Annotated in this window: 6 protein-coding genes and 1 pseudogene; 4 read left to right on the top strand and 3 right to left on the bottom strand. The window is 32.8% G+C overall.

Going from position 1 to position 11,309, the window contains the following annotated elements; translation table 11 throughout:
- Positions 1 to 63: 63 nt before the first annotated feature.
- Positions 64 to 993, top strand: a complete 930-nt coding sequence (locus LB100_RS05640) for an Rpn family recombination-promoting nuclease/putative transposase (RefSeq protein ID WP_456201675.1) — start codon at positions 64 to 66, stop codon at positions 991 to 993.
- Positions 994 to 1,151: 158 nt separating this feature from the next.
- On the opposite strand, the gene LB100_RS05645 is transcribed toward LB100_RS05640, so the two are convergent.
- Positions 1,152 to 1,592: a hypothetical protein gene (locus LB100_RS05645; RefSeq protein WP_456201676.1), complete on the bottom strand. Its 441-nt coding sequence runs from the start codon at positions 1,590 to 1,592 to the stop codon at positions 1,152 to 1,154.
- A gap of 748 nt (positions 1,593 to 2,340) precedes the next feature.
- Between LB100_RS05645 and LB100_RS05650 the strand changes: the two genes are divergently transcribed.
- The 3 genes from LB100_RS05650 to LB100_RS05660 all read left to right on the top strand — a co-directional run bounded on the left by LB100_RS05650 (position 2,341) and on the right by LB100_RS05660 (position 8,519).
- The gene (locus LB100_RS05650) at positions 2,341 to 3,678 is read left to right on the top strand and encodes a hypothetical protein (protein ID WP_456201677.1); all 1,338 of its coding nucleotides are present in this window, start codon (positions 2,341 to 2,343) and stop codon (positions 3,676 to 3,678) included.
- Between the two features lie 9 nt (positions 3,679 to 3,687).
- Entirely contained in the window at positions 3,688 to 5,898 is a 2,211-nt protein-coding gene (locus tag LB100_RS05655) for a hypothetical protein (protein ID WP_456201678.1), read from the top strand.
- 665 nt (positions 5,899 to 6,563) lie between these two features.
- Positions 6,564 to 8,519: an ankyrin repeat domain-containing protein gene (locus LB100_RS05660; RefSeq protein WP_456201679.1), complete on the top strand. Its 1,956-nt coding sequence runs from the start codon at positions 6,564 to 6,566 to the stop codon at positions 8,517 to 8,519.
- A 99-nt stretch (positions 8,520 to 8,618) separates the two neighbouring features.
- Here LB100_RS05660 and LB100_RS05665 read toward each other — a convergent pair whose 3' ends face one another.
- Positions 8,619 to 9,848, bottom strand: a complete 1,230-nt coding sequence (locus LB100_RS05665; RefSeq protein WP_456201680.1) for an IS256 family transposase — start codon at positions 9,846 to 9,848, stop codon at positions 8,619 to 8,621.
- A 486-nt stretch (positions 9,849 to 10,334) separates the two neighbouring features.
- Positions 10,335 to 11,264, bottom strand: a pseudogene (locus LB100_RS05670) (recombinase family protein); the annotation flags it as partial.
- Between the last annotated feature and the right edge of the window lie 45 nt (positions 11,265 to 11,309).

An 11,309-nucleotide genomic window follows, 5' to 3' on the forward strand; every position in this document is an offset into this window, starting at 1 on the left:
AAAAACGTTGAATATTTCTTCACAATTGTGTATAATTATTAATGCTTTTTAGGTACTCGCGCTATGGCTCTTTCGAAGTTTCTCGATCCAAAATTAGACTTAACATTTAAAAAAATATTCGGTACTGAAAAAAATAAGAATATCCTTATCCACTTTTTGAATGATATTTTAGGGTTTACTGAAATAAATACTATACAAGAAGTCGAATTCCTTAGCACCATTATGGACCCTGAAATTGCCTCTGATAAGCAGAGTATTGTTGATGTTCTGTGTAGGGATTCTACTGGGGCAAGGTACGTGATTGAGATGCAACTCGCTCGTGATAAAGGATTTGAAAAACGCGCTCAACTTTATGCTGCTAAGGCTTACTCAAGGCAGGCTGATAAAGGTGGTAAGTACATTGATTTAAAGAAGGTTTTCTTTATTGCTATTTCCAATTGTAATTTATTTCCTGATAAGCTTGATTATATATCTAGCCATACCATAAGAGATGAAAAAACTAACGAGCATGATTTAAAAGATTTTCAATTTATCTTCATTGAGTTGCCAAAGTTTCCTAAGAGCAGAGAAGAGCAGCTAGAAAATGTAGTAGATCGTTGGCTATTTTTCTTCAAATACGCAGAAGAGACAACTGATGAAGATTTAAGAAAAATAGCAGAAAAGTCACCGATAATAAAGTTAGCATATGATGAGTTAGATAAGTTTCATTGGAATGAGAAAGATCTTGTAGCTTATGAAGAAAGGGTGATGGATTTACAAAAAGAAGCTGCTATCTTAGAACAAAAACTCGACGATGCTAAACATGAAGGAATCCAAATTGGAGAAGAGAAGGGCAGGAAAGAAGGCATCCAAATCGGCCATGAAAAAGGTGAAATGAAAGCTAAAATAGCTGTGGCAAAAAACCTACTTAAAGCTGGTGTCTCTACTGATATCATATCACAAACTACAGGTTTTTCTCATTCTGAAATTTTACAACTCAGGGAAAAAACATAATATTCCTACTTATTCACTCCAACATTTATGAAAATCTTTCCTAAGTCAAACATAACACATAACTAAGAGTCTAGTGAACTTTCTAAAATAACTATAAATATTATACACAAAATAATATAGATTACTACCATGACTAACCCTCCTATTCAGCCTTCTATTTATTTCCCGATTTCAGTCTTAAGGTTGCCTCCTAGAGTCTTAACTAAGTGACCATACTCCAACAGACTGCTCTTACCTTGAGATGATAGTTTATTTTTTCTCTCTTCAAATAGAGCAATAATATCTTCTTCCAGGCAATAACGACAGGCAATCTCATATCTTTTATCAGTACTAAAAGGACTATTTGAATTTTGCACAATCAATTTTTTACCTACCATTTGCCTATCAAGCTTAACTCCGTGTAAATTGTCTACTTTTTTCCAACAATCCTCGCTAGACAATACCTGTGCAAGAAAATTACGTCCTTTCTTGCCACTTTTTTGGTGCAGACGCCAATTTGCATAGCACCAGCGTTCAATTTGAAAAAGCTTAGATGCTCTATGGGGATCATCCTCTTTAATAGACGAAAACAAAACTTTTGGAATATCTGAACGCAACATAGCCACTACCTTAATTAATTAGATTATCAATTACATTTTAAGTATAGTATTCTATCTTTAAAACTTGTCAATCATTATTGTAGAAAATTTTCTAACCCAAAGTAGTTTTAGGCAAAAGTCTCTTAAGAAGGTCAGTACGGGATTTTTCTTTACCTTCAAATTCTGTTTTCATTATGAGTTTGCCTTAAATTCCTCCTTAAGAAAATTAGTATTAATCTAACAACGTATTTTACTAATAGCTTAAATAATATAGCCATTTTCAGTGCTCAAAACCAGGGACGGTGAGAACAATTTTTCTTGGAATCAGTTGGTCTACCAAACGATACATACGAACTTTTTTATATGGTAGTTTCATTATACGCTAAAACTAACCACATTAGCCCATTTCACCCACATCTACATACGAACTATTTTGCCTAAGCTTATGAAAATAATTTAAATCTTCTATTTTTATAACCTTATTTTTACGCAACGTGTTCTCACAAATATATGACCTTTTTTGCAATTTCAGAAGAGTCAATAATTCAAATTTTTGTGGCACTAAAATAGGAATTTCTTTAGTTACAGCAAGGTCTATTTTTTCGTAAGTAAAAGTGTTTTACAATTAATTATTAGAATGAAAATATCATACTTGGCTCTCAAGAAATTTCCTGTTGTGCAGTGGTAAGGTTTGGAGAAAAAGATTGGCTTGGCAACGATAATTTACTAGACTAAAGTTTATATTAAAATACAAAATGGGGTTGTAGGTATGGAATCTGGTTTGGATCACAATTACAATAAAATACTTGATATATTAAAAGGTGCTATTAAAGGCGACGATAATCAAGTTAAAGCAAGAAAACATCTTAGAGTAGAAAGATGGTTGAGGGTTTATATTCAATTAATTGAAGATTTTGATGAGGAAAAACTAATTTTTTTTTCTGATATATTCTCTGATAATTCTTGTTGGGATGGAGTAAGATTAAAAAATGAAATTGTTGGTGAAAGGTTAACTGAAGAAAAAAATAAAAATGGAAAAGAGAATCCATTAAACATTTCTAAAAGATATTACTTAGCATGTAAATACTGCTTAGAAGGTGAGATACCTAGATTATTTGAGCAAGTATTTATAAAGTTTAAAAATAGTGCATTTGAAGAAGATGTTTCTGATGATGAGCTAAAAGATGAACTTTTGGATCACCATAAAGAGAGTAGCCCTATAAAGGCTTTTTGGTCTTCCCTTATTGATAAACAGACTGGAAAACTAAACGAATATACAACAGTTGAAGGTTTAAAAGAAGCCATACGAGTAAACTCACGTAAAAATTGGGAAGAGGGTATAGAATACTTTTATAATAAATTGCACAGAGATCCTAATATTTCTAGTCAAGATAAAGATGATCTGTTAATTGAAGCAGCTTTATCTGCAGTAAAGGGTTACAAAGAAGTAGACACCATAGAGTTTTGCCTGTCTAAAATGGATGATGAGCAAAAGAAAAAATTACTAGATAGAGATTATAAGGAAAATACTTATTATGCAGTGTTGAATGTGCTAGTAGGTCAGTATTACTTTGATTCTTTTATGGAATTAAGCCGATTGTGTAGTCAGATTGAATGTGAACGTTACACAACTTTTTTATCTTCATTATCAGATCAAGTACTGAAGAATCCAGATCTGTCTGAAGAAACAAAAAAATGTATGATGAATGTTTGGGAACGTATAATAAAATTAAAAACTCAAGACCGCGGGGAGCAATCTATTTCCTCTATTTTTGTAGACTATTCAGTTACATATACAATAGCAAATTTAATTGTGGATCCAAGTAGACAAGGGGTAAGTAAAGAAGAAATATTAGGGAAGATATTAAAGCACGTAAAAGAAATGAGTGGTGAAGAGATGATAAAGGTTAAAGATTCTGTATTAAGTAAAATTCAGTTATTTCATGGGGGTAAAAAATTGCAATTAGGAGAACAAGTATTTTCTAAATTAGCTCAAGAAGCTTCTAAAGAATCAATTTTGCGTGAAGCTGGTGATACTTTGCCACAGTCAAGTCTCAGTACGACTGATACCCCATATAATATAAAATCTTTAGGCCATAGCAAATAGGAGAGTAATATGCCAAGTAATGTCAAGCCGCTTGAGTTGGTACAGCTTCTGTTAATGAGAAATAAATCAAAAGACGAGTTCCTAGATTTTCAAAAAAGGTTCCAATCGTTTATCAATCAATCTCCTTCTTTTTTGCATTCAGTTGGAAAGCCAGGCTTTTTCCCTAGTTTCTTTTTTGGTATGTTTGCTACTGTATTAGACACAGAACTTGCTACTAAAATTGGTATCAAAAAACTTCATTTTCGTTTTGATGATAATAGAACTTTAAAAATAGCTATATTAACTAATGAGGGACTTAAGTGTATAACGGTGTCTGATCAAGTTGATGGTAACATGCATCTAAAGTTCTCTCAAGGAGAGTTAGAAAAAATAGCACAGAAATGGAAAATGGGAGCAGAGTTTGATAAACTAGAAAAAGAAGAGCATGAAATAACAATTACAGGAAAAGAAGTAAAGTACGGAAAGGTTGATCCAGCTTTTAGTAAAAAGACTGATTATTCACAAAAAGGTTTTACAGAAATAGAAAAAGATCGTGACCAACAAGACCTAGAGAGCTTAATTTCAAAATTGAGTAATCAAGATTTCGAAGAAGTAAAAAAGAACGCTAGAAGAATGTTTAATTATATTACAAATGTCTATAAGAAATATGAAAAAGAAACTCTATTTAGCGGTAAAGAATCAAGTCATCATGGGTTTTTAGCTGGGTTTTTGATAAATTTTAAGTATCGTTTTCACCTAAAACTTTATCTCGAATTATTTGCTGGAAAAGGTTACGCAGACATTATTTTACTTGTGCGCGGTTCTGATAAGTCGCTAAGCTCTATTCCTATTATTATTGAGCTTAAAGCAGGTACTGGTGAGATAAGTACAGTGATAAAAGCATTGAAGCAAGCACAAGATTATGTTAAGGGCTCTTTTTCTAACTCTATAAGAATGATTACTATAGCTAATGAAGCTATTTGTGTAGGATTAAATTTTGACATGGTTCATCACGAAAATGTTAAAATTGATATAGAAAATTTTCTTAGTCGAGAAGGTAATTCTGTAATAGAAAAGTTACTTGGCACTGAAGCAGCGAATGCTGAGGTGATAAGAACACAGCTAGAGTATCTTTACTATGGAATTGTTTGGAGCAATGGAGGTAGTGATAATATACATTACGTAAGTCGGTTTATTATAGGACAGTTAATGCTTATTCCTGATAGAATTGAAGATGAAAAATTAAGCAAAAGTATTTTTATTTGTAATCAAGGTACATCAGAACGAACCTCGAGAAATCGTCCAAACGTTATAGATAAGTACGCTTTAGATTGTGTTACGACTACCGTATTAATTTTAGGTAATAAAGTACTTGTATTGAATATTACTGAGATGTCTGAAGATAATAAAAAAAGCTTAAAAGCTGCTTTGGGTAATTTCGTTATACATGAAGTAGAGGCGATGAAAGATAATAAAATCAGTCCCATTGAAAATATAAACGGAGTTAAAAAAATTAAAGATATAAAAATAAGTGAGGTGAATTGCCATCTGGATGATATACCTAGTAATAAGAATCCATTTGATCAGTACTGTAATAAGAATAAGGGGATTACAGTAAATACGTATGACTCATTGGATAGATATAAAAGAGGTAAAGAAATTTTACAAGGTAATTTTACTCCAATTGTGGAAAATAAAAAATTTAAAGCAGCTTTGAGCAAAGCTATAAAATCTGGTAAATATGATGATTACAAAAAACTATTTGAAGAAATTTCTCATACACTACATCCTTTCAAATCATTAATAAGCAATGAGGCTACATTTCAAGCTGTATTGCATGGTTTATTTAGTAGCTACGGAGAAGATAATATAAAAGTTATTACTGAATTTCAAATAGGTGGTGGAGAGAAGTTGGATGTTATGTTGGTTATAAATGCTACTGATCAAAAAAAAGAATACCCCCCAGTTGGAATAGAGCTAAAATTTGCTAAGAAAGGAGATTTGGATAAAAAAGAAAAAGAGGCTAAGGACCAGTTGACAAGATATAAAGAAGGTGAAGCGTATAAGGTAATTACTGATGCTGGCAAAGTGAAACTGGTGTATGCTGTTTTTAATGAAGGTGCAACAGATGAAGGTTCCCTTATAAAAATTAGTGATGAGTTTGTAGAGGTAGATGTAAGACATAGTTCTGTGGTTGCTTTTGGTCAACATCCAGGTAATCTCCAACAACCTTATGTTTAACAAGCAGGTCCATCTCGAGGAGTTAATCAGTGATCTAGTCTTAAGAAATAGTCGTCTTACTTCTTTTTATATCACATTTTTATTTAAGTTTGCCCTGTACGTAAATTTGATCATTGCCTATTTCATCCATATCTACATATGAACTGTTTTGCCTAAGCTTATTGAAATAATTTAAATCTTCTATTTTTATAACCTTATTTTTACGCGGCTTGTTCTCACAAATATACGACCTTTTTTGCAATCTTAGGAAGAGTCAATAATTCAATTCTTTATAACACTAGCTAGCATGGTATCTTCACTAAAATATTTTTTAAAAAGTTAGTTGACTTATAAATAATTCTCTACTAATACTGGCATGTGTTTGTTTATTCTGCTGAAGTGGCTCCGCAGGTTACTGTATAAGCTTCAGCAGTTTTTGCACTCCTTTAAAGCATCATATTCCTATATATTAAATATCGCTAGTGCTTCTCAAATTTGTTGATCTATAGTAAAACTGGCTAAAACTTGGAGTCATAAACAACTCTTAACTTCTATATACTCCATTATTACTCACCATAAAAACTTAACAAAAGCTTAACGATATGAGTAGTAAAAAGATTATGGTTATTGACTTAATGTTACATATCGCATACAATATATCATATATCTTAGCTTAAAGGGTAAGTATGGGTGAGTCTACTGGGATAGTAAAATCTATCATCAATCTACTAAAACCAAAATCCAAACCAGAACCATCTGATTTTGAATATGAATCCATTATAGAACATTTATCATCTAAAGAGCATTTATTAAATGAACTGATGAATGATATGTGGTACTCAGGAGATTTACCATCAGTTAGAAACTATAATGAACCACCATCTTTGATAGATAGCAAACTTGGATTAAGTGAACAGATTTGTGTTTGGTTTGCTCTAGATCATGATCTTACACCAAGTCAAAAAAATTTAAACAAAAAGTTACTTAGTGCTCTAAAATGTTTAGCTTCTAACTGTGGTTCATTTGATAATACTGAGCCCCTTGAAGAATTCTTACATGATAATAAAAACAATAAAGATTTAAAAGTAATTCTTAACCTCAGAAGAGGAGAATCTCAATCAACAGTATTGCATGCAATTGCAGGAGCAAAGATTGGTGGATTTCGTCGCACAGGAAATCAGGCTATAGATTTACTCTTAGAAGCAGGCGCAGATCCTAACATACAAGATAATAAAGGAAAAACACCACTATACCTTGCTGCTGCCACAGGTCATTACGATAATGCAAACTCTCTTCTCTTGAAAGGAGCTAACCCTAATATAACAAGTAGAAAGGGCAAAACTCCACAACAAATAGCAACTAATAAACTCTGCTATAATATAGAAGAATTATTTTTAACTGATAAACAGAAAAAGTTGAATAAGGAATTGTATGACTTACTTGTGTGTGATTCAGACTGCACTAAAAATTTAAAGGAGTTTTTAAGTAAGCATAAAAGAGACTTAGACCTAAAAGTAGTGCTAAATATTCGGCAAGGAATGGGTGAATCAAAAGTGTTTTCGTATGTTGATCGTTTTTCTTGGGATAATGAAGATCTTGCTCAAGAGTTAAGAAAAATATTTCTAAAAGCAGGAGCATTAGATTATCGTATAAATATCAATTATTCTCACCAAAAGAAACGACAGGTCAGTAAATTACTCGTTAATTTAACCTCAAATCAAAAGGAAAAGTTAAATGAGTTTTCTGATAAGGTGTTTCATGCTCAAAATATGGCTGAACTTGAAAAGATTGTAAACGATGCTATAAAGTCTGGTGTACGATTAAACTATTCTCTTTCGCAAGATTTCTTTTCAGGTAATGAGTACACTTTTACCGATTATGTGATGAAAAAAATCAGTGAATTAGAAAAAAATCCTAAAGTTGCTAGTAATATAATATGTCAATTAGTATCAAAAGGGGCAGTGTTTGGTAATACAGTTGATGCTAACACACTGACATCAGAATTTAAAGAGCATAAAACTAACCTAAAAAAAGCTTATAGAGATTATATTAGCAATTCTCATAAGTTTATTGAAATCGCAAAAAGTGCAACCAATAGCGAGCTAAAAGATGCAAGAGTAGACAACTCCGTTTTTTACTTAGAATATTCTAAAGATAGTAAAATAGACATTATAAAGATAACAGATGGGGCAAGGGATTTAGGTCTAACAGATGGAGATGTAAAGTGTGGAAGAAATATAGTAAAGATCGGTAATAGTGAAGTAGAAATTAAAATTGAAGATGGCATAAGGAATTACACAGATCTTACAGAAGGCAGCGATGTAATATTAACTTTCTATACTAGTTTGGGAAATGTAGACGTTAGGCTGTATCCTGACATACAGAATAAAAGCAAAATTATAGTAGAAGTGAGTGATAGAGAAGAAATATTAGAAAAATTCAAAGGTCGCAAAAAAGAGTTAGGCAATGATTGCGCGCTAGGTGACTACTGGGTCTACTATGCTATTGAACAGGGATATTTTGAAAGATCTGGTGGATTAATGCGTCCTGAAGTTATAAGTGAATCCAATAAGCAGAAGGGTTCATGGGTAGAACGTATAGATAAGGATTCAAGAAGAGGTCCTGATTTTCGGGATAGGTAGATCATAAAAGTTGAAGATTATTATTTAAATATAAACTACTATAATTTATACATTAAGGAGTTGTAGGGGATGTTCAAAAAAGTGTGTCAAACCGAATTTTTAATTCAACTCAATCTTTAACCTACTAGGGAAAAAAATATCGAGTTGAGATATAGATAATGCCCAATCATGTACAGGCATCGTCCATTTCTCCTCCACCTTTCTTATAGCACAATATACCAGCTTGTACAAGGCATTTATGCTGGTGAATGCGCCTTTGGTCTTGGTAAATTTCCTAATTTGCCTGTGTAGCCCCTCGATGGGATTAGTGGTATAAATTAGCCTTCTAACAGGACCTGAATACTTGAAGTAACCAGATAAACTTTCCCAATTGTTCTGCCAAGATTTCACAACTAATGGATACTTTTCGCCCCATTTTTCCTCCAGCTCAAGCAAATAATTTTCTGCAATTTCTTTACTTGTAGCGCGGTATATTTTTTTCAAATCATTCATGAAAACTTTTACATCTTTGCTTGATACGTATTTCAGAGAGTTCCGTATTTGATGCACTACACATAGCTGTACTTCCACATTAGGAAATACGCTATTTATAGCTGCAGGAAAGCTTTTTAGGCCATCGACACAAGCTATCAAAATGTCTTCTATTCCTCTCTCTTTCAAGTCATTTAATACGCCTAACCAGAAGCTAGCTCCCTCGCTTTCTGCTAAGTAAAAACCCAGTACTTCTTTTCTGCCATTTTGGTCTATTCCTAATATGTTATACATGCACTTACTTACACAGCGACCGTCTTCTTTTACCTTAAAAAACATCCCATCCATAAATACTATTGGATACACTGATTGCAGTGGACGGCTACGCCATTCATTGATTATAGGTAGTAATTTATCTGTAATTCCAGATATCTCTGCTGCAGATATTTTATGGTCATAAATTTCTTCCACATATGATGCTATATCTCTGTATCCCACACCACTTGCAAACATGTTCAAGACCTTTGTTTCAAGTTCTGTTGTTTGCCTTTTTTTCACTATCTGTGGTTCAAAACTTCCCTCTCTGTCTCTTGGTGTCAATAGTTCAAATGAACCTGCACTTGTTTTCAAAGTTTTTCCATTCCTTCCGTTTCTACGATTGTTTTCTTCGCTTTCAGTAGATAAATGATGTTCTATTTCACCCTCCAAGCTTGCTTCAAGTAGCCTTTTTACAAATGGCGTTAATGCACCATCTTTTCCCATTAATGGTCTACCTTCTCGTATAGACGACAAGATATTTGTTTCTAATTCTTTATAATCTACCAAACCAGTAGTTCTATCTGCTATTCTTTGACTCATGTCAAACCTCCATTTTTATCTCAATTATATTTTACTTTTCGGTTTGACACACTTTTTTGAACATCCCCGTCCGGAGCAATAATCATGCTCATGGTTAAAAAAGTATGCTCTATAAGCTCAAATGAGAAGAAATTACCTAATTTAAAAGTTTTACTTGATGACTTTTCGTATATAGGATTTCCTTCACTATAAAAACATGGTTCTATTTTAGCAGAAAAGGGTTGTTATGTGAGTTTGACTCTTGCTCAATAGTTTGCTCTGGTTTCATATGTAAATTGAAAATTTTTACTATTTATATTAATATACTCATATGATTTAATGTCAGTTTTTGTAACACTGGTTTACGTCAAGACTATTTTTAACCTCTTCAACCTCTGCGGGTGCATTAGAAGTCCTTCATATTTTGCAATAGTGGTTTCCTTATAAATCCTTGAGTTTTTTTGCAACAGCTTTTCCTATTCTTTTTGATGTTTTCATCTCCTCTTGTTAAACAATGCAATCAAGACCATAAAACTTCTCTAATTGCTCACTCCATAGCATTGGTATTTCCCTCAAGTCAGATAGCTTCAAACCTCTTGGCTGCCTCCCCTTTACTATATCTTCTTTAATCTTCGGAGCTAAATAATTCAACCTTAAAATTTGCTGTATACGTCTTGTACCTATACTAATTTTGGCACTCAGCTCTTTCACACTTCTATATTTTCCTTCTTCTAATTGCCGTTTCCAGGAATGGGCTCTCACCACTGCTTTCAGTAATGCATTGTTTGTTTTTCCTTCTGGCTCTACTACTGTGCATTTGTTTCCTTTCTTTTTTAACCACATTGGTATAAATTCCACCTTATCCTCTAAACACACTTCTATTTCATCTTCTTTTACCATTACTCCTTTTATTAACTTTTTCACTACTTCTTTCTGTCTTCCAAAACTTAAATTTTTCCACTCTTCCGCTTTTTCTCCCCATTTTTCATATAGCTGCTCTGTTTTTCCCATTACTTCTTTTTCTATTTCTCCTGCTACTACTGTTCGATTTACTGATTCACAATTCTTCCCCCTTAAGTGATTATTACATATGTAGTATCGATACCTTTTATTCTCTTTTTTTGAGTACGTTAGCGTCATATTTACATCACAGCTTTTGCACTTAATTATTCCCCTAAGTAGCGCTTCTTCATATTTTGCTTTTCTATATGGTTGATTCCTTATCAATTCCTGCGCTTTTTGCCACTTTTCTTCCTCTATTATTGCTTCATGTTTTCCTTCATACTCTTTCTCATAATGTCTGATTTTTCCCATATATATTGGATTTGTTATTATTCTTCTCACCGTCGCTTTTTTAAAGATATCTGCTTTCGTTCTGTAACCTTGACTATTTAACTCTCTTGCCAACTCTGCCATTGACTTCAGCTCCAAATATCTTCTAACAAACTCCTAAGAACCTTTTTCATCTATCGGCTCCTCTTT

This window comes from Wolbachia endosymbiont of Protocalliphora sialia (assembly GCF_053891855.1).

Excerpts from the sequence above, each read along its gene's own strand:
- LB100_RS05660 (WP_456201679.1), top strand. The coding sequence starts at position 6,564 with ATGGGTGAGTCTACTGGGATAGTAAAATCTATCATCAATCTACTAAAA.
- LB100_RS05655 (WP_456201678.1), top strand. The coding sequence starts at position 3,688 with ATGCCAAGTAATGTCAAGCCGCTTGAGTTGGTACAGCTTCTGTTAATG.
- LB100_RS05645 (WP_456201676.1), bottom strand. The coding sequence starts at position 1,592 with ATGTTGCGTTCAGATATTCCAAAAGTTTTGTTTTCGTCTATTAAAGAG.
- LB100_RS05640 (WP_456201675.1), top strand. The coding sequence starts at position 64 with ATGGCTCTTTCGAAGTTTCTCGATCCAAAATTAGACTTAACATTTAAA.
- LB100_RS05650 (WP_456201677.1), top strand. The coding sequence starts at position 2,341 with ATGGAATCTGGTTTGGATCACAATTACAATAAAATACTTGATATATTA.
- LB100_RS05665 (WP_456201680.1), bottom strand. The coding sequence starts at position 9,848 with ATGAGTCAAAGAATAGCAGATAGAACTACTGGTTTGGTAGATTATAAA.